The sequence below is a fragment of the Acidovorax sp. 69 genome (assembly GCF_002797445.1).
GTDB lineage: Bacteria > Pseudomonadota > Gammaproteobacteria > Burkholderiales > Burkholderiaceae_C > Acidovorax.
This window is the reverse complement of the sequence record NZ_PGEP01000001.1, coordinates 3,715,196-3,734,467: the sequence shown is the minus strand read 5'-3', so window position 1 is coordinate 3,734,467 and position 19,272 is coordinate 3,715,196. Positions and strand designations below refer to the sequence as shown.

Below are 19,272 nucleotides of genomic sequence, written 5' to 3'. Positions count from 1 at the left end.
CAGCGTGAAACGGGGCCGGTGATAGAGGCCGACCCCGTGTTTCGTGCAACGGTCAGTATTGCGTGGGTTTCAGCCCAGGCGTGTCAGCTGATCGCGCAATCGACCCAAAGTGGCGCCAAAGTCGGCAATGCGCTTTTTCTCCTGATCGATCACGGCAGGCGGGGCCTTGGCCACAAAAGCTTCGTTGCCGAGCTTGGTGTTGGCCTTGGTGACTTCGCCCTCGATGCGGGTGATTTCCTTGGACAGGCGCACCTTCTCTGCCGCTACGTCAATCTCCATGTAGAGGCACATGCGGGCGTCGCCCACCACCGCCACGGGTGAGGCCTGCGCGGCGGCGGCCCAGGCGGCGTCTTCGTCAAACACCTTGACTTCGCTGAGCTTGGCCAGCGCCTGCAGCACAGGGGCTACGCCACGCATGAAGTCGGTGTCACCGACCACGTACAACGGCAGGCGGGTGGAGGGCGAGACGTTCATCTCGCCGCGCAGAGCGCGGCAGGCGTCCACAAGGCCCTTCACACGGCCCATGTGCGCGATAGCGGCCTCGTCGATCTTTTCGGGCTGGGCCTCGGGGTAGCGGACGATGCTGACCGATTCGCCCTTCAGACCCGCCACAGGCGCCACGGTTTGCCACAGGGCTTCGGTGATGAACGGGATGATGGGGTGTGCCAGCCGCAAGATGGCTTCCAGCACGCGGATCAGCGTGCGGCGCGTGGCGCGTTGCTGTGCTTCGGTGCCGTTCTGGATCTGCACCTTGGCGATTTCCAGGTACCAGTCGCAGTACTCGTTCCAGACAAAGTCATAGATCGTGTTGGCCACGTTGTCCAGGCGGTATTCGGCAAAGCCCTTGGCCACCTCGGCCTCGGTTTTTTGAAGCAGCGACATGATCCAGCGGTCGGCCTGGCTGAACGCCATGTAGCCATGCGCCTTGCCACCGGGCGCGCAATCGGCCTTGGTGTGCTCCATCAGGCCACAGTCCTGGCCTTCGCAGTTCATCAGCACGAAGCGGCTGGCGTTCCAGAGCTTGTTGCAGAAGTTGCGGTAGCCCTCGCAGCGCTTGCTGTCGAAGTTGATGCTGCGCCCCAGGCTGGCCAGGGCGGCAAAGGTGAAGCGCAGCGCATCGGCGCCGTAGGCAGGAATGCCCTCGGGGAATTCCTTTTGCGTGTTCTTGCGCACGGTGGGCGCGGTCTCCGGCTTGCGCAGGCCGGTGGTGCGCTTGTCCAGCAGGGGCTCCAGCGCAATGCCGTCGATCAGGTCCACCGGGTCAAGCACGTTGCCTTCGGACTTGGACATCTTCTTGCCCTGCGCGTCGCGCACCAGGCCGTGGATGTACACGTGCTTGAACGGCACCCGGCCTGTGAAGTGCGTGGTCATCATGATCATCCGGGCGACCCAGAAGAAGATGATGTCGTAGCCCGTCACCAGCACGCTGCTGGGCAGGTACAGGTTGAAGTCGTCGGTGGGCGCATCGCCTTGTTCGGGCCAGCCCATGGTGCTGAAGGGCACGAGCGCGGACGAGTACCAGGTGTCCAGCACGTCCTCGTCGCGGCGCAGTTTCTTGCCCGGGGCCTTGGCCTGGGCCTCTGCTTCGTCGCGGGCCACGATCACGTTACCGTCTTCGTCGTACCACGCCGGAATCTGGTGGCCCCACCACAGCTGGCGGCTGATGCACCAGTCCTGGATGTTGTTCATCCACTGGTTGTAGGTGTTCACCCAGTTCTCGGGCACAAAGGTCACTTCGCCGCTGGCCACGGCGTCGATGGCCTTTTGCGCGATGCTCTTGCCCGTGGGGTCCTGGTCGCTCACCTTGCTCATGGCCACGAACCACTGGTCGGTCAGCATGGGCTCGATCACCTGGCCGGTGCGGGTGCAGATCGGCACCATGAGCTTGTGCTTCTTCACCTCGACCAGCGCGCCCATGGCTTCGAGGTCGGCCACCACGGCCTTGCGGGCCACGAAGCGGTCCATGCCCTGGTACTTGGCGGGCGCGTTTTCGTTGATGGTGGCTTGCAGCGTCAGCACCACAATCATCGGCAGCTTGTGGCGCTGGCCCACGGCGTAGTCGTTCTGGTCGTGCGCGGGGGTCACCTTGACCACGCCCGTGCCGAATTCCTTGTCCACGTAGTCGTCCGCAATGATGGGGATCTGGCGGTCGCACAGCGGCAGGTTCACCATCTTGCCGATGAGGTGGGTGTAGCGTGCGTCCTCGGGGTGCACCATCAGCGCCACGTCGCCCAGCATGGTCTCGGGGCGGGTGGTGGCCACCGTCAGGCTGCCCGATCCATCGGCCAATGGGTAGGCGATGTGCCACAGCGAGCCGTCTTTTTCTTCGCTCTCCACTTCCAGGTCGGACACGGCGGACTGCAGCTTCGGGTCCCAATTCACCAGGCGCTTGCCGCGGTAGATCAGGCCCTGCTCGTACAGCTTCACGAAGGTGTCGGTCACCACCTTGGACAGCTTGTCGTCCATGGTGAAGTATTCGCGGCTCCAGTCCACGCTGTCGCCCATGCGGCGCATCTGCGTGGTGATGGTGTTCCCCGACTTTTCCTTCCACTCCCACACCTTGCTCACAAAATTCTTGCGCGCCTCGGGCGGGGTAGGGCCCATGTCGTAGCGGCTGATGCCAAGTTCCTGCAGTTGGCGCTCCACCACGATCTGCGTGGCGATGCCCGCGTGGTCGGTGCCCGGCACCCACACCGTATTGAAGCCCTTCATGCGGTGGTAGCGCGTGAGGCTGTCCATGATGGTCTGGTTGAATGCGTGGCCCATGTGCAGCGTGCCCGTCACGTTGGGGGGTGGCAGCTGGATGGAAAAGGCGGGTTCGCCCGCCTTGGGCTGGCCCGTGCCACGGTGGCCTGCAGTGCCATACCCGCGCTTTTCCCATTCGGGGCCCCAGTGGGCTTCCAGCGCAGCAGGTTCAAAGGACTTGGACAGGCTTTCGAGGCCAGGTTGTGGTTGGGGCGTGCTCATGGGTGTGGCAGTGGTGGATGTAGCCGCTGGGGCACATCGACGGACAAGAGGGTGAACCCGCCATTTTAAGGGAGCATGAGGCCGCGCCACCATCGCGTTCATGCGAGCCTGGGCGCCAGCGTGTGGGCCCGTGCACGACCGTCTGTCGGGCGCTTCTATCCAATGGTTACCTTGTGCCTCGGCGAGCCCGTCCTTGCGCACCAATAATCGCGGCCCATGGAGCGAGGAGGACGCGGCAACGCGGACCGGGCTCCATCTGTGTTCGCCGGATCGCCATCTACAACAACGGCATGCGCCAACGCGGACACAACACGGCCCTGGTGCCTTGCGTGCCGCTGGCGGGGCCACAACAGCCATCCGAACCCCATGACGTTTCCATCTGCCTTGCGAGTGGGCCTGGCCAAGGTCTTTGTGTATGCGCTGCTCTCACTTTTTCTGGTCCCTGCGGTGACCTATGTGTTCGCGGGCTACGCCCAGCGTGACCAGGATGCCCGCTTTGTCCAGGGTATCGGCCAGCGCATCGATGCTGAAAAAGGCACACAGCCCGCCGAGAAGCAGGCGCGCAAGGACTACTACCGCAATAACCCCCCGTCCGCCATCTGCAATAGCACGGACCCTGCGGCGCAGGACTACCGCGAGGCCCTGTGCGATCGGTTCTCTGACGCCTGGCAGTTCGACCTGGCCCGCAAGGTGTCACGGGAGACCCTGGTGGCCAGCGCCGTGTTGTTGATGGCCGTTCTGGGCCTGGCAGGCCTGGCCTTTGCCGACCGCACGCTGCAGTACGCGAGCTTCGTCACTGGCTGGCGCCTGACCACGGTGGCCAGCGCTGCGGCCCTTGTGCTGCAGGGCTGTATGGCGGTGTGGTTGTCGTTCTGGGTGACGGCAGTGTTCTTTCACAAGTATTCACCCAAACTCATCATCGTGGTGGGGCTGGCCGTAGCGGCCGGCGTGCTGGTGGCGGTGGCGGGTATCTTCAAGCGGGTGCAGTCGGACAGCCAGGCCGTGGGTGAATTGGTGTCCGAGACCGATGCTCCGCTGCTGTGGAAGCGCATCCGCCACATGGCCCAGCGCCTCAAAACCGATCCGCCCCAGCACATCGTTGCGGGCATTGACGCCAACTTCTTCGTCACGGAAGCCCCGCTGACCGTGGGCAACCAGACGCTCACAGGCCGCACGCTCTTTGTGAGCCTGCCCCTTTTGCGCATCCTCGACCAGGCCGAGGCGGATGCCGTGTTTGGCCACGAGTTGGCTCACCTGCGCGGAGGCGACACGCAACGCAGCGCCCGGTTGGGCCCCAAGCTCGTGCAGTTTGACCACTACCGTTACGCCATGCGCTCTGGCGGTCTCACGGCCGTGGTGTCGCCGCTGCTGGACCTGTACCGCACCATCTTCGAGATCGCGCTGGCGCGCGACAGCCGCGAGCGCGAGTTCAAGGCCGATCGGATGGCGGCCAAGCTGGTGTCTCCGGCCGCCATTGCGCAGTCGCTGGTGAAGATTGCGGCCTACGCCCAATATCGCCACAAGATCGAGGATGAACTGTTTGGGCGCGACCAACGGCATGACCACACCTTGGGTATTGCGGGTTTTGTGGCCCAGGGGTTGGCGTCATACGCTACGTCGGACGATTTTCTGGCCGCCATGAAAACGGCCAACGTGCCACATCCCTTTGACTCGCACCCGGCCATGCCCGAGCGCCTGCGCCATGTGGGCATGGCGCTCAAGGCACGTGATTACGGTGCCATCGCCGTGCGCGTGCCGACAGCCACCTGGGCGCAGGAGATACTGACGGCCGAGGGCATCGAGCAGCGCCTATGGAGTGCCCGCGAGCAGCAGTTTGCGCAGGACCATGAACGCAGCCTGGCCTACCGCTATGAGCCTGCCAATGATCAGGAGCGTGCGCTGGTGCTCCAGTATTTTCCGCCCGTGGTGTTTGCACTCAAAGGCGCCGACACGGTGGAGGTGAGCATTGAAGGTATTCGCACCTCGGCCGATGAGACCACGGTGTTCTGGGACGCCGTCAAGTCCCTGGAGTTCAAGGAAAGCAGTTTTGGCAATGCCCTCATCGTCACGCATCCTGAAAAGGGCATGTTGGGCGCCAAGACCACCAAGATCAAACTGTCTGGCCTAAAGAAGGAAAAAGACCCGTTCAACGCGGTGGTCGGTCACTACTGGCAGCGCCACCAGATGATGCGGGCGCATCAGCAGTTGGGCTAACGGGCTGATGGTTTAATTTGCTATATTTTTAATAGCTTGTAGTGCATATAAATCAAACGCTTTAACCGTTTTTTATCGTTATTTGGCGGGCGGCGCACCGGCTTCGGCATTCACCGCCGGGTGCGTACACCCAGCGGCTGGCGAATGGGCCGTGTTGCGTGTGGCGGGGCCTTGGTGCGCTATGCGCGCACGAACTCCGGCCGGTCGTTCTGTTGGGGCTTAAGCGGCTCGGCGGTCTTGCCTTCGGCACGCTCTTTGCGCCATTGCTCCTTGCGCGCCGTCCATTCGTTCAGGCGGGCGTGGGCCACGGTGCTGTCTTTTTCCATCTGCTCTTCGTTGGCCAGTTGGGCCGACAACTCCAGGCGAATACCGTTGGGGTCGAAGAAGTAGATGCTCTTGAAAATGTGGTGGTCGGTGACACCCAGCACTTCCACGCCATGGGCCTCCAGGCGCTGCTTGGTGTTCTCCAGTTCTTCTACGGTGTTCACGCGGAAGGCGATGTGGTTGACCCACAGCGGCGTGTTGGGCGAAGGCTCGGCCTTCACGTCGTCGCCCAGGTCGAAGAAGGCGATGAACGATCCGTCCTGCAGGCGAAAGAAGAAGTGTGTGTAGGGGCAGTATTCGCCCGTGCTGGGCACGTAGTCGCTCTGGATGATGTGGTACAGGGGCAGGCCCAGGATGTCTTCGTAAAACTGGCGCGTTTCTTCTGCGTCGCGGGCCTTGTAGGCGAAGTGGTGCAGCTGCTGGACGGCGGCGGGTGCGGGCAGGGTGGCCAGGTCGGGCTTTTTCAGGACGGCGTTCATGCAAGGTCTCCTCAGATGGGTGAGTAATTCTACTATTCGTAATTGATTTACGTTAAGTTAATTTTCTAATCGCTTGCACGGTGTTTCTTATGCTGCACGCCACACGCCGTGGCGGGTCTCGGGGCGATGGCCGCAAAGAAAAAGCCACCCTGGCATTGCTGCCCTGGGTGGCTTGCCGGGGCGCACAGGGCGCCCTGGTCTGAATCCCGTCTGGATTACTGCTTGACGGCTTCGATCTGCACCACCAGGCGCACGTTCTTGGGGAAGCCCCATTCCACGCCGTAGTTCATGCCCCATTGGGTGCGATCGATGGTGGCTTCAAAGTCGCCGCCGCACACTTCGCGCTTGAGCATGGGGCTGTCGTAGCAGTTGAACTGGTTGGCCTTCAGCGTCACGGGGCCGGTTTTGCCCAGCAAGGTGAGCTGGCCTTCCACGCTGGCCACCTTGTCGCCGTTGAAGACGAACTTGCTGGAAACGAACTTCATCGTGGGGTGCTTGGCGGCGTCAAACAGATCGGCGCTTTGCAGGTGCTTGTCAAAAGCAGCCGTGCCGGTGTTGATCGACGTCATGTCGAAGGTGACCTCTGCCTTGCCGGTCTTGCCTGCCTTGTCGAGCTGCACAGTGCCTTCCTTCTTGTCGAAGCGGCCACGGTTCACGGCGGCGCCAAAGTGGCTGATTTCAAACGACGCAAACGTGTGGGTCGGGTCAATGGCGTAGTTGGCCGATTGGGCTTGTGCGGCACCAGCAACCAGCAGGGTGGCTGCTGCGGCGGCCAGGGCGAAGAGGGACTTGCGCATGGAAACTCCTGAAAATCAAAAAGGGATGGAGAACGGGGAAATCGAGAAGGCGGTGCCGGGGCACCAGCCGGGATCGGGACAAGAAGGGACCAGCTGGTGTGGCCAACAACCCCTTTGCAGGGCGCGGAGGCAGAGAGAGGCCTGCACCGGTTCGTGAAAGGCGCTCAGAGCTTGCCAACGCCGGTCAGCGCCAGCTTGAACTTGACCTGAACGTCGTCAGCCACCATCGAGGTGTCTGCCCATTCGTTTTCACCGATCTTGAAGGTCAGGCGCTTGATGGGCAGTGCGCCGGTGGCTGTGGTGGTGGCGCCGGCCTGGGTCAGTGTCACGGGGACCACCACATTCTGGGCATTGCCCTTGATGGTGAGCGTGCCCGCCACGTCAAACTTGCCGCTGCCCAGCGCCTTGATGCTGGACGACACGAATTGGGCCTGGGGAAACTGGGGCACGTTGAACCAGACGGGCTTGGGCAGCTCGGCATCGGTTTCGCGCGAGCCCAGCGTGGCGCTGCCCGTATCGACCGTGAAGGCGATCTTGCTGCTCGCCAGCTTGGTGGGGTCAAACGCTACCTGGGCGCTGAACTTCTTGAAATGGCCTTCCAGCGGCACGCCCATCTGGCGGGCGGTGAACTGCACCTCGCTCTGGGCGGGCACCAGCTGCTGCTGGGCAAGCGCTGCGTGGGCGCCCAGCACCAGGGCGGAGCCCAGCACAACACGGGAGAAGGTCGAAAGCACGTTCATGAAAACTCCAGAAAACACATGTCGAAAAAATGAGAAACAGCGGCCTGCGCGGGCCACTCAGCGCGGGCCGGGCAGCATGCGGGCCAGCAGGCCATCGCGGTCCACAAAATGGTGCTTGAGCGCGGCGGCGATGTGCAACACCGCGAATCCGGCCAGGGCAAAGGCCGTGTACTGGTGCCAGGGCTTGATGGCCTCTGCCAGCTCCTTGCTGGCAGGGACAAAGTCGGGCAATTGCCACAGCCCCAGGAACACGATGGGGAAACCCGCCGCAGAGCTGTAGGCCCAGCCAACCAGCGGGACCGCAAAGAACAGCGCATAGAGCAGGTGGTGGGTGCCGTGGTGCGCCCACTTCTGCCAGCCGGGCATGGCGTTTTCAACCGAACCAGGAAGGGCGGGCGGGCGGTGTGTGGCGCGCCATACAAGGCGCAGCGCCGACAGCACAAGAATGGTCACGCCTGCCCATTTGTGCCAGTTGTAGAGCTTCAAGCGCTGTGGTGAAAACGGCAGATCGGCCATGTAGATCCCGACGCCAAACAGACCGATCAGCGCGAGGCCTAGCACCCAGTGCAAAAGCATGGCGGTGCGTGTGTAGCGGCGCGGGGTGGTCGCAGTGGCGGTGGCAGAGACAGTCATCAAAAAGGCGTGGGCAGTTCGGTAAGGGGAAGGCACTGGGGCCGCAGGCCAAGGCATGCAGGCAGTTCAGCGATGAACCAGTGTAGGAAGCCGTGGCCGGGTTCGGCTTCAGGCAGATTGACGCTTCAATTCAAAAAAAATGAATTGATAGGCCTTGAGCGCTCAAAGTTCCCCAATGCTGTGCGGTATTTGCAGGGGCTGCCGCTGGTTGGTGCACAAACGGGAGGCGCGCCAGGCCACACTGCGCCAGGTTGTGGCGCCGCAGGAGCTGTTGGTGTGACGGTGTGCCGATGGCCCTCTGGGCGGGGGCCTTTCCCGCACAAGGGTGGTCAGGCTGTGAGGCCCTTGGTGCCGGGGGTCATCGACCCAGTGCTGCCTGTTTCCATGCGGTGGCGGCAGTGCCCTGATCGCCGCGTTGCTCCGCCAGTTCGGCCAGATGGCGCCAGGCGCTGGCGCGAAGCGGGGCATCAGACAGCTGGTGGGCGGCTTGGGTCAGCAACTGCTGGGCCTTGCCCCAAAGCTGTCTCTTGAGGCACGCCATGCCCGCCAGGTACTGCAGGCGGGCATCGCGTGGGTTGGCCTGCTGGGCCGACTCAATGCGGACCAGCCAGGGGCCATCCAGTGCATCCAGACCCGATTCAAGGGCGCGCACAAGTTTCAGGGCGTGGTGCTCTGGCAGCGCATTGGGCAGGTCCACCATGCGCTCCCACACGGGCAGCAGCCAGCTACGCACCTGCGTGGCGTCGCCGCCCAAGGTGGCCAGCCGCTGCGCGGCATGGATGGCCAGTTCGGGCATGTTGCGCTCGGAGGTTTCCAGAGACAGCCAGATTTGCTGAAGCTGTGCGGTGTCGTGTGCGCTGTTGATGAGTTCGGTGGCCAGACCACGCACGATGCTTTGGGCCGCAGCGGGTGAGAACGCACGGTGTTTGCCCAGCAGGCGCGCGGTGTCCAGCGCCTCTTGGGTCTGTCGTGCCAGCCGGGTGGCCTTGAGCTTGATGCGCAGGGCCAAGGTGCGCCGCGCTGCACCCTGGGGCAGTGCGGCCAGGCGGTCGAGTGCGGCGCCTGCATCGCGGTCGTCCAGCGACCAGCGGGCAGCGCGCATCTGCGTGCCTTCGTGCATTTCCTGCTCGTTCACGGTGCCACGCATAGGCGCTTCCTGCAGGGCGTCCTGCAAATGGCGTTCACGTGTGGGGCTGTCCTGCAAGGCGTGTGACGACTCAGCCGCAATCATGTGGGCCAGCGCACGCAGTTGTTTGCCATGGGGCACGGCATCACCGCCAGCTTCCAGTGCGTGTTCTTGCGACAGTGCCGCCACCGCCGCTTTGCGTGAACGGATGAAACGGCCACCGAGCATGTGTGTCAGTGCGTCGAGCAGGGCGCCATGCATGGCGCGCTCTTTTTGCTGAACGCGCCAGCGACGGGCCTGGTGTGGCAGTTCCAGCAGCGCCGTCAGGGCGCGCAGCGCCGCGTAGATGGTGACAAAGCTGCCCACGAGCAGCAGCACCACCATGTTGAGCGACAAATCGATGCGATAGGGCGGCCAGTACAGGGTGACGGTGCCCTGGTTGTTGCCGGCAAACAAAGCAGCAGCCACCGCCACACCAAATAACGCCAGAAGCCAAAGTGCAGCACGCATATCAGTGGTCCGATGCGCCGCGTGCGCCGGTGGCCTGCAATACGGGCGCAGCCCAGGCACGGGATGCCGAGCCAGGGCCACCCCGCAGTGGCTGTGTCGGCCCGCGCGAGGGGTTGGGTGTGCAGCGGCTCAGTGGGGGCATGACCATCATCCTCACCGTCCAGCGGCTGCTGTGGCCAGCGCCGCAAGGGTTTCGTCCAGGCGCGGCAGCTCCGCCGCCTTCATGCTGGCCTGGGCCTGCTGCAGGATCGAGGCCGCGTTTTGCGTGCGGCGCGCAGCGGGGTCGAAATATTTGTTCAGCGCGGCTGTGGCGGCAGCCAGGTCTGCACGGGCCGACTCGAACTGGCGGGCCAGAACGCCCAGGCGCGCATTGAGCAGCTTGAGCTTGAGGTTCTCGCGCAAAAAGAACGTCTGTTCGGGGGCCAGCAAGATGGCTTCTGGCTGGTCGATACGGCTCACGCGAACCAGGCCACGGGCCTCGTCACGCACCACTTCCCAGCTGCGCTGCAAGGCGGCCTCCCACCAGGCCAGGTCGCCCTGGTTGGCGGGTTTGGCACCTTGTGCATTGGGGGGGGCTGTGAGGCGTTTTGTGGCGGCAGCCTGGGCGACTGCGTTTTGCACCGGCAATTCATCCACCTGCCGCACCAGGTCATCCAACCGCGCCAGCAGGCCGGCGGTGTCGGTCACGGTGGCGCGGGTCAGGCGGTCCAAGTCACGGCCGATGGCGCGTTGTACCGGAGCCAGTCGCGGCTGCGCGGCGCGCTCAATGCGCTGGTTGGCGCTTTTGAGCGCGGCCACCAGGGGCTCCAGGCTCCCGGTGAGCTGTGCTTGTTGCTGGGCAAGCCGTACGGCCGATTCGATGTCGACCACCAAGTTCTCGTCGCGCGAGCGCGACAGGCTTTGCATCAGTTCTTCGAGTTGGCTGCGCTGCAGTGCCACTTCACTCACGCGGGCTTCGGCCACTGACAGGCGCGCTGCCGTGTCGCGCACCAGTTCTTCGGCCTGGCGGGCCATGCTGCGGGCCTCGATGGCCAGCGCACCTGAATCTGCGGATTGCCGGGCCAGTTGTTCCTGGATGGCGCTGAGCTTTTGCCACAACATGCCGCTGCTGAGCAGTGCACCGGCGGCCATGGCACCCAGCAACACCGTGACCAGGCCGCTGCGCCCTGTGGCGGCAGGCGCAGCCAGTGTCCCAGGGGCTGGCACGGCGCTGCTGGTGGGCGCGTTTGCTGGTGCGGCCGGGGGCGCGTGGGACGGATCGTGGGGGGGCACAGAACTCATGCGGCCGATTCTATCGAGGCCACCACATCTTCCAATGACGGACGGCATTCCCTTACGGTGCCAAAGCCTGCCGCCCGGGCGGCGTCAGCGATGCGCGGGTGGGTGGCCAAGGCGCAGGCGGTGCCCCAGTGTTGGGCGGGCAGGGCTTGCGCCAGGTGGCCGACGGCTTCGGAACTGCTCAGCAACCAGAAAGACCCGTCCTGTGCCGCCTGTTGTGCCAACGCCACCTCGGCCTCCGTGAGCCGGGGCGCACCCCGTTCGTAGGCCACCACAAACTCTACCTGCCCACCGGCCGCTTCGATCTGCCTTGCCAACCAGTCCCGGCCCGTGCCCTGGGTGGCTTCATGTGCGCTCTGTGGTGTGGCCGATCGGCCCCGCACGATGAGCACGCGGTCCCCCGGCCGTATCTGGGGGGCAACCTGCCGCCACAGGGATTCGGAGTCGAACTGCGGTGCGTCGGGAGCGGGGCCGTCGATGTGCTCGCGGGGGACTCCCGCATGCTCCAGCGCGCGCGCTGTGCCAGGACCGGGCGCCCATGCTCTTGTTTTTATAGCTGCTACTGATGGATAGTCGGGCGCGAGAGGGTGATTTGGTGCAAAAAAATGAACCACGGCGTTGCCGCTGACAAACATCAGAGCGCGGTACTGGTCCCGCTGCGCGCAGGCCGTGTGAAGCGCTTGCTGCGCAATGGGATCGGTACTGGGGCCAATGGCGATGAGTGGCAGTGCCACGGCATGGATGCCCCGCGCTTGCAGTAGCCCTACCCAATGGTCCGCCTCGCGGGCGGGCCGCGTGACGATGACCCGGGCCATCACGTGTGCAATCAGGCGTTATGCGCCGGGGCCACGCCCCGGGCGCCACCGGAACGCAGGCGCTGGGCAATCGCTTCGCCCAGAGCCTCGGCCTGCGTCAGCGCTGTGACGGGGGCGTTGGCCTGTGCGCGCACCAGTGGCGTTTGCCCGTCGGGGTCGCCCCAGGCCGCGTCAAGCTGCAACACACCGCCGGCCAGTACGCCGTGTGCTGCCAAAGGCATGGAGCAGCTGCCGCCCATGGCGCGGCTCACGGCGCGCTCGGCGGCCACGGTCAGCCAGGTGGCGTGGTGCGCCAGGGGTGCCAGTGCGTCGATGAGGTCCTGGCGGTCGCTGCGCACCTCGATGCCCAAGGCGCCCTGGCCCGCCGCGGGCAGCATGGCGGTGGGGTCGAAGGTGGCGCGGATGCGGCTTTCAAGGCCCAACCGTTTGAGGCCCGCTGCCGCCAGCACGATGGCGTCGTATTGCCCTTCGTCGAGCTTGCGCAGGCGGGTGTCCAGGTTGCCGCGCAGGGGTTCGATCTTCAGGTCTGGCCGCAGGGCTTGCAGCAGCACCTGGCGGCGCAGGCTGGAGGTGCCCACCACGGCACCTTGTGGCAGGGCATCCAGGTTCGGGTAGTTCGGTGAGACAAACGCATCGCGCGGGTCTTCGCGCTCCATCACGCAGGCCAGGGCAAAACCCTCGGGCAGCTCCATGGGCACGTCCTTGAGCGAATGTACGGCGATGTCGGCGCGGCCCTCTTCCAGCGCCACTTCCAGCTCTTTCACAAACAAGCCCTTGCCGCCCACCTTGCTGAGCGACTTGTCCAGGATCTGATCGCCCTTGGTCGTCATGCCCAGCAGTTGCACGCTGTGGCCACGGGCCTCGAGCAGCGCTTTGACATGCTCGGCCTGCCATAACGCGAGGCGGCTTTCGCGTGTGGCGATGACGATGGGGGGTGTTTGCAAGGCGCTCAAGTTCGTAACCTGTTTGTAATTATTCAGGGGCTCAGGATGCTAGCATGCGCCCGCACTGGGGCTGGTGCAGCCTGCGGTCGTGCAGGCACGCGGCGCCGGGCCACCCCATCCATTCCGGAGACACCTGCATGAAACGATCCGACAAGGACCAGCCCCTGATTGACGACATCCGCCTGCTGGGGCGCATTCTGGGTGATGTGATTCGTGAGCAGGAAGGGGTGGACGCCTACGAACTCGTTGAGCAGGTGCGCAAGCTCTCTGTGGCCTTCCGGCGCGACGCCGACCAGGAGGCCGACCGTGCGCTCAAGAAGCTGCTCAAGTCGCTGTCTGGCGACCAGACGGTGAGCGTGATCCGCGCCTTTACCTATTTCAGCCACCTGGCCAACCTGGCCGAAGACCGCCACCACATCCGTCGCCGCGCCGTGCACGAGCGCGCGGGCGACACGCAAGAGGGCAGCATCGAGGTGGCCCTGTCGCGCCTGCGCTGGGCGGGCATTGCGCCCAAGACGATTTCGCAGACGCTGGCGGGCAGCTACGTGGCCCCTGTGCTCACGGCCCACCCCACCGAAGTGCAGCGCAAGAGCATTCTGGACGCCGAGCGCGACATCGCCCAGCTGCTGGCCGTGCGCGACGACATTCAGGTGCGGGCCCAGCTCTACAACAGCGCCAAAGACGCGCTCACGCCGCGCGAGCTGGCCGCCAACGAGGCCCTGCTGCGCGCCCGTGTGGCCCAGTTGTGGCAAACACGCCTGCTGCGCTATAGCAAGCTCACCGTGGCCGACGAGATCGAGAACGCCCTCTCTTATTACGAAGCCACCTTTCTGCGCGAGATCCCCAAGATCTACGCCGATCTGGAGAACGAACTGGGCCAGTACCCCGTGCACAGCTTTCTGCGCATGGGCCAATGGATTGGTGGCGACCGCGACGGCAACCCCAATGTCACCGCACAGACCCTGCAATACGCCCTGGGCCGCCAGGCCGAGGTGGCCCTGCGCCACTACCTGACGGAGGTGCACTACCTGGGCGGCGAGCTGTCGCTGTCGGCGCGCCTGGTGCAGGTGTCTGCCGAGATGGAGGCGCTGGCCCTGCGCTCACCCGACACCAATGAACACCGCGTCGACGAGCCCTACCGCCGTGCGCTCACCGGTATTTATGCCCGCCTGGCCGCTTCGCTCAAGGACCTGACGGGTGGCGAAGCCGCGCGCCACGCTGTGGCACCACAAAACGCATACGCCAGCCCCGAAGAGTTTTTGGCCGACCTGCGGGTGATCGAAGCGTCCCTCAAGTCGCACCATGGCCAGTCTCTGGCCGCCGAGCGCCTGCATCCGCTGATTCGTGCCGTGCAGGTGTTTGGTTTTCACCTGGCCACGGTGGATCTGCGCCAAAGCTCCGACAAACACGAAGAAGTGGTGGCCGAGTTGCTGGCTGCAGCCCGCATCGAGCCGAACTATGCCAGCCTTCAGGAGGCTGCCAAACGCGCGCTGCTCATCAAGCTGCTCAACGACGCGCGCCCGCTGCGTGTGGTGGGCGCCGAGTATTCGGCCCACGCCCAGGGCGAGCTGGCCATCTTTGAAACGGCCCGGGTCATGCGCGAGCGCTTCGGCCATGAAGCCATCCGCCACTACATCATCAGCCACACCGAAACGGTGAGCGACTTGCTCGAAGTGCTGCTGCTGCAAAAGGAAGTGGGCCTGATGAACGGTACCCTGGACGTGGAGTCCAAGAACCACCTCATCGTGGTGCCGCTGTTTGAAACCATTGAAGACCTGCGCAATGCCGCGCCCATCATGCGCGAGTTCTATGCGCTGCCCGGTGTGGCCGCGCTGGTGCAGCGCAGCGGGGGTGAGCAGGACATCATGCTCGGCTACAGCGACAGCAACAAGGACGGCGGCATCTTCACCAGCAACTGGGAGCTGTACCGCGCCGAGATCGCGCTGGTGGATCTGTTCGACGAACTGGCCACCAGCCACGGCATCCAGCTGCGCATGTTCCACGGCCGGGGCGGCACGGTGGGCCGGGGCGGTGGCCCCAGCTACCAGGCCATCCTGGCCCAGCCCCCCGGCACCGTGCGCGGGCAGATCCGCCTGACGGAGCAGGGCGAAGTCATCGCCTCCAAATACGCCAACCCCGAGATCGGCCGCCGCAACCTCGAAACCCTGGTGGCTGCCACGCTCGAAGCCACGCTGCTGCAGCCCACCAAGCCAGCGACCAAGGCTTTTCTGGATGCTGCCGCGCAGCTCTCGCTGGCCAGCATGGGCAGCTACCGCGCGCTGGTCTACGAAACCCCTGGCTTTACCGAGTATTTCTTCAACTCCACCCCCATCCGCGAGATCGCCGAGCTGAACATCGGCTCGCGCCCCGCCAGCCGCAAGGCCAGCCAGAAGATCGAAGACCTGCGCGCCATCCCCTGGGGCTTCAGTTGGGGCCAGTGCCGCCTCACGCTGCCCGGCTGGTACGGTTTTGGCTCGGCCGTTGAGGCCTTTGTGAACCTGGAAGGCAAAGACCCCAAGAGCCAGTTGGCCCTGCTGCAAAAGATGTACCGCCAGTGGCCGTTCTTTCGCACCCTGCTGTCCAACATGGACATGGTGCTGGCCAAAAGCGACCTGGCCCTGGCCTCACGCTACAGCGAGTTGGTCACCGATGCCCGTTTGCGCAAAAAGGTGTTCACCAGCATCGAGGCCGAATGGCACCGCACGGCCGATGCGCTGACGCGCATCACCGGCGACAAGCAGCGTCTGACGCACAACACGGCGCTGGCGCGCTCCATCAAACACCGCTTCCCGTACATCGACCCACTGCACCACTTGCAGGTGGAGTTGGTACGCCGCTGGCGCGCCGGGCAGAGCGATGAACGGGTGCAGACGGGGATTCACATCTCTATCAACGGGATCGCAGCGGGGCTGCGCAACACAGGTTGACGCTGGGTGGGTCTGGGAGGCGTTCAGTCTCCTAGCAACTCCCCCACTGCCTTCAAATCCTCCACCCGGTCACACACGGCTTTCACGGCCATCATGACCGGGATGCCCAGCAGCAGGCCCCACAGGCCCCACAGCCAGCCCCACGCCAGGACACTGATGAACACGGCCACGGGGCTCATGCTGCTGGTGCGGCTGGTGAGCCAGGGGGTGAGCAGGTTGCCAATCAAGGTGTGAATGACCAGTGACGCACCACCGATGGCGAGGGCCATGTCCAGCGTGCCGAACTGCAAAAATGCCACCAAGGCTGACGCCCCCGTGACCAGGGCTGAGCCGATGTAGGGCGCGAGGTTGAGCACGGCAGCCACCACGCCCCAGACGGCAGCATTCTCCAGCCCCAGTGCCCAGTAGGCAGTGCCGGTTGCCAGGCCCACCAAAACGCTGGTGAACACCTGCAGCAGCAAGTAGCGCTGTATCTGATGGGTGATGTCTTCCAGCACGTGGATGGTGACCTTCCGCCGCTCCAGGCTGGTGCCTGCAATGCGCAGCAGCTTGGTCCGAAACAGGTTGCCCGATGCCAATGCAAAAAAGGTCAGAAACACCACCACCATCAGTTGTCCCAGGGCCGACATAAGACCCATGGTGCCGCTCCAGAGATAGTCGCGGATATTGAACGGTGGGCGTTCGACGATGACCCGCTGCACCCCCCGGCGCGGCACGGTCGTGCCTGTGCTGTTCTCGTTGGCTGCCTGCTCGATCTGGGTCGCAGCCTGTTGCATGGTGTCGAGGGGGCTGTTCCCGCTCGCGCGGGCTTTGATGTTGTCGCGAACCTTCTTGGCCGCCACAGGCAACGAGTCCACCAATTGGGCCGCTCCGTCACTGAGCGACCAGGCGGCGCTGGCCAGTCCCGAAACCATGGCGATCAGCAAAACACCCGCGCCCAGCCAGCGAGGCACATGCCAGCGCCGCAACATTTCTACCGCCGGTCGCAGCGCTGTGGTGAGCAACAGGCTCAGCATGACGGGAATGAACACGGCACTGGCCCAGTGCAGCAGGGCCACGCTGGCAAACAGTGCCAGCAGTGCCAGAGACAGGTTGCGCACGTCCACGGGCATGTGGAGCATGAGGGGGGTGGCGAGCGGCGCATCGCTGCCCGGGGTCGGCGCAGCCGACCCTGCAACGGAATGCGACTGCGCCAGGTTGTTCTCTGCGCTGGTCTGATCTGCGGTGGGTACGGGCAGGTCTTCGGCACGCGCTGTCAGGCTTTCCTGCTCGGGCAGGGTCGTGGTTGTGGGGGCGGGTTGCTGCGGTGCGGCGGAGGTCTCTGTCATGGGCGGATTGTGCGGCAGCTGCTGGAGCGCCTCTGTAGGCGACCATCCTCAGAGGGGCCGCGTGGCCGAAGAGCCACGCAAAAGCCGCGCTATTCGCGTGATGGTGTCTTGTCTCCGCCATTAGGATGGTGCGATGCAATTGGACGGCATCACAATATGACAAGGGGCGTGTGCGCATGAAATCTCAACGTTCCCCTTCCTTGCGGCCCCTGGCTGTGGCGGTAGTGCTGTCGCTGCTGGGCGGCTGCTCATCGCTCGATGTGCCGCGGGCCGACAACTATCCTGCGAGTGACCAGAAGAAGGCCCGTGCGGTGCACCACTGGGATGTGCTGGCCGATGATGTGGCCAGCCGCATCGTGGGCAAGATCAGTGCATGGCCGGCTGGCGAGTACCCCCTCTATCTTGAACCAGTGTCGGGCGACACGAGTTTCAACAACGGATTCCGCAAGTTGCTGATCGCTCGCCTGTTGGACCGGGGTGTGACACTGTCCAGGCAGCCCACCGCAGTCACGCTCACCTTCGAAACTCAGCTTGTGCAACACCAGGCCCGCGTGAGCAACACGGGACCCATGCCATGGACACGTTTGGCTCTGGGTGTGGGAGTGGCTCGCGACTGGTACCTCTTTCGCCAGGGTGTCAGATCCATGCTGGCAGGCGTGACCGCGCTGGGGGCTGTGAGCGATCTGACGCAGTACGCTATCGACGGGCCTGCGGCTGGAGGCCCCACGCGCACCGAGGTGCTCATCACAACGTCGCTGGAGAGTGGTGATCGCTATCTGGCGAGCACGGCCGATGTGTACTACATCGAGCAGGACGACTCCGTGCTCTACAAGATGCAAGCGCCCCCCGCGGCGCTCCCTGTGCCGCCCCCAGCACCCGTCAAAGCCTGGCGGGTGGTTGCGCCATGAAGCGCCGTTCCTGGGGAATGCACTTTGCTCTGTGCCTGGTGGCCGTGCCAGTGGCTATGGGTGTGCAAGGCTGCGCCAACGCGATCAACGGCTACTACTACGGCGATCGAGCGGGCGCAGGTGGTGTATCACGCTCTGACCTTATCGAGGTCAATGACCGTGCCACCGACGCGTTGCTGCTCAATGCTCCGCTGGACGCAAGCCAGCCAGTGTTGGTGGCGACCCTGGTCAACATAGATCGTCTGAACGAATCGTCGCGCCTGGGCCGTATTTTTTCGGAGCAGATTGCGGGGCGCATGGTGCAGCGGGGCCTTCGAGTGACGGAGGTCAAATTGCGTGAGAACCTGGTGTTGCATCGTGATCAGGGTGAATTGCTGTTGTCTCGCGAGGTGCGCGAGGTCATTCAGGCCCAAAACGCGCAGGCCGTGGTGGTGGGGACTTACGCCGTGTCTGCGTCCATGCTGTATATCAGCCTGAAGTTGGTGACCCCGGCGGGCAACAACGTGGTGGCGGCGCACAACTATGCAGTGCCCGTGGACGAGAACGTGCGCACCCTGCTGGTGGGGCGCTGACGGACCGTGCGGTTTTCCAGCAAGCTGCTGCCCCAAGCGGCGGGCCGCAAAAAAGCCCCGTTCGGGGCTTTTTTGTTTGCTATTTAATTTATAGCTATCGAGGCAGGCAGGGAGGGCGCATTCACCGCTTTAGGCTGAAATTGCGCCAATGCATCAATGCAGCATCAGCGCGCCTGCTGTCTTGCTCTTGCCTGCGCGTGCGGGCGGGTTGCACAGGCCGCAAGTGAAGTGACGGTTTTCGTACAGCTCTGTCACAAACTGGCCGCTGCACTGGCTGCACTTGGTGCGGGTCAGCATACCGGCGTCCACAAACTTCACCAGGCGCCATGCGCGGGTGAATGAGAGCAGGGGTTCAATTTCCGCCGTGGCGACCTGTTCGTTGTACAGGCGGTAGGCCTTGGTCAGCAGTTCCACCGAATCCAGGTCCACGCCCTTGGACAGGTACTCGTAAATATTCAGGAACAACGAGCTGTGGATGTTTTCTTGCCAAGTGAGAAACCAGTCGGTGGAGAACGGCAACTGCCCCTTGGACGGTGACTTGCCCGCGATTTCTTTGTACAGGCGGATCAGGCGTTCGTACGACAGCGTGGTTTCCGACTCCAGCACCTGCATGCGGGCGCCCATCTGGATCAGCATGGCAGCGCGTTCGATCTGCTTGGATTCGTTGAGAACGCTCTTGACGGGGGCTTTGGCGGGTGTGGACATGGCAG

General features: G+C 64.1%; 16 protein-coding genes. 4 read left to right on the top strand and 12 right to left on the bottom strand.

The annotated features are described in order from the left end of the window. Positions 1–69: 69 nt before the first annotated feature. Complete coding sequence (locus CLU85_RS17095; RefSeq protein ID WP_100411315.1) at positions 70–2,967, bottom strand: valine--tRNA ligase; 2,898 nt, start codon at positions 2,965–2,967, stop codon at positions 70–72. A 366-nt stretch (positions 2,968–3,333) separates the two neighbouring features. Here CLU85_RS17095 and CLU85_RS17090 point away from each other — a divergent pair, with 366 nt between their 5' ends. After that, positions 3,334–5,181 (top strand): M48 family metallopeptidase, encoded by a 1,848-nt coding sequence (locus tag CLU85_RS17090; RefSeq protein WP_100411314.1) that lies wholly within the window; start codon positions 3,334–3,336, stop codon positions 5,179–5,181. A gap of 179 nt (positions 5,182–5,360) precedes the next feature. Here CLU85_RS17090 and CLU85_RS17085 read toward each other — a convergent pair whose 3' ends face one another. The 9 genes from CLU85_RS17085 to hemC all read right to left on the bottom strand — a co-directional run bounded on the left by CLU85_RS17085 (position 5,361) and on the right by hemC (position 12,836). Further along, on the bottom strand, positions 5,361–5,984 hold the full coding sequence (locus tag CLU85_RS17085) for a VOC family protein (RefSeq protein WP_100411313.1): 624 nt from the start codon (positions 5,982–5,984) through the stop codon (positions 5,361–5,363). 215 nt (positions 5,985–6,199) lie between these two features. After that, positions 6,200–6,781, bottom strand: coding sequence for a YceI family protein (locus tag CLU85_RS17080; protein ID WP_100411312.1), 582 nt, complete (start codon positions 6,779–6,781; stop codon positions 6,200–6,202). Between the two features lie 164 nt (positions 6,782–6,945). Continuing rightward, entirely contained in the window at positions 6,946–7,521 is a 576-nt protein-coding gene (locus CLU85_RS17075) for a YceI family protein (protein WP_100411311.1), read from the bottom strand. Positions 7,522–7,578: 57 nt separating this feature from the next. Continuing rightward, positions 7,579–8,154: a cytochrome b gene (locus CLU85_RS17070; RefSeq protein WP_100411310.1), complete on the bottom strand. Its 576-nt coding sequence runs from the start codon at positions 8,152–8,154 to the stop codon at positions 7,579–7,581. A gap of 358 nt (positions 8,155–8,512) precedes the next feature. After that, positions 8,513–9,790, bottom strand: a complete 1,278-nt coding sequence (locus CLU85_RS17065) for a heme biosynthesis HemY N-terminal domain-containing protein (protein WP_100411309.1) — start codon at positions 9,788–9,790, stop codon at positions 8,513–8,515. Between the two features lies 1 nt (position 9,791). Beyond that, the gene (locus CLU85_RS23045) at positions 9,792–9,932 is read right to left on the bottom strand and encodes a hypothetical protein (RefSeq protein WP_157803983.1); all 141 of its coding nucleotides are present in this window, start codon (positions 9,930–9,932) and stop codon (positions 9,792–9,794) included. 11 nt (positions 9,933–9,943) lie between these two features. Further along, complete coding sequence (locus CLU85_RS17060) at positions 9,944–11,071, bottom strand: uroporphyrinogen-III C-methyltransferase (protein ID WP_100411308.1); 1,128 nt, start codon at positions 11,069–11,071, stop codon at positions 9,944–9,946. Next, complete coding sequence (locus tag CLU85_RS17055) at positions 11,068–11,883, bottom strand: uroporphyrinogen-III synthase (protein WP_100411307.1); 816 nt, start codon at positions 11,881–11,883, stop codon at positions 11,068–11,070. Before CLU85_RS17055 ends, CLU85_RS17060 begins: the two co-directional genes overlap by 4 nt. Before the next feature lie 11 nt (positions 11,884–11,894). Further along, positions 11,895–12,836 (bottom strand): hydroxymethylbilane synthase, encoded by a 942-nt coding sequence (gene hemC / locus CLU85_RS17050; RefSeq protein ID WP_100411306.1) that lies wholly within the window; start codon positions 12,834–12,836, stop codon positions 11,895–11,897. A gap of 128 nt (positions 12,837–12,964) precedes the next feature. Here hemC and ppc point away from each other — a divergent pair, with 128 nt between their 5' ends. After that, complete coding sequence (gene ppc, locus CLU85_RS17045) at positions 12,965–15,754, top strand: phosphoenolpyruvate carboxylase (RefSeq protein ID WP_100411305.1); 2,790 nt, start codon at positions 12,965–12,967, stop codon at positions 15,752–15,754. A gap of 23 nt (positions 15,755–15,777) precedes the next feature. Here the strand turns inward: ppc and CLU85_RS17040 are convergent, their stop codons facing one another. After that, positions 15,778–16,875: an AI-2E family transporter gene (locus CLU85_RS17040; RefSeq protein ID WP_100412608.1), complete on the bottom strand. Its 1,098-nt coding sequence runs from the start codon at positions 16,873–16,875 to the stop codon at positions 15,778–15,780. Positions 16,876–17,258: 383 nt separating this feature from the next. On the opposite strand from CLU85_RS17040, the gene CLU85_RS17035 reads away from it, so the two are divergent. Further along, on the top strand, positions 17,259–17,990 hold the full coding sequence (locus CLU85_RS17035) for a hypothetical protein (protein WP_232727853.1): 732 nt from the start codon (positions 17,259–17,261) through the stop codon (positions 17,988–17,990). After that, positions 17,987–18,562 (top strand): FlgO family outer membrane protein, encoded by a 576-nt coding sequence (locus CLU85_RS17030; RefSeq protein WP_100411303.1) that lies wholly within the window; start codon positions 17,987–17,989, stop codon positions 18,560–18,562. Before CLU85_RS17035 ends, CLU85_RS17030 begins: the two co-directional genes overlap by 4 nt. Positions 18,563–18,715: 153 nt before the next feature. Here the strand turns inward: CLU85_RS17030 and flhC are convergent, their stop codons facing one another. Then, on the bottom strand, positions 18,716–19,267 hold the full coding sequence (gene flhC / locus CLU85_RS17025; protein WP_100411302.1) for a flagellar transcriptional regulator FlhC: 552 nt from the start codon (positions 19,265–19,267) through the stop codon (positions 18,716–18,718). Positions 19,268–19,272: the final 5 nt, after the last annotated feature.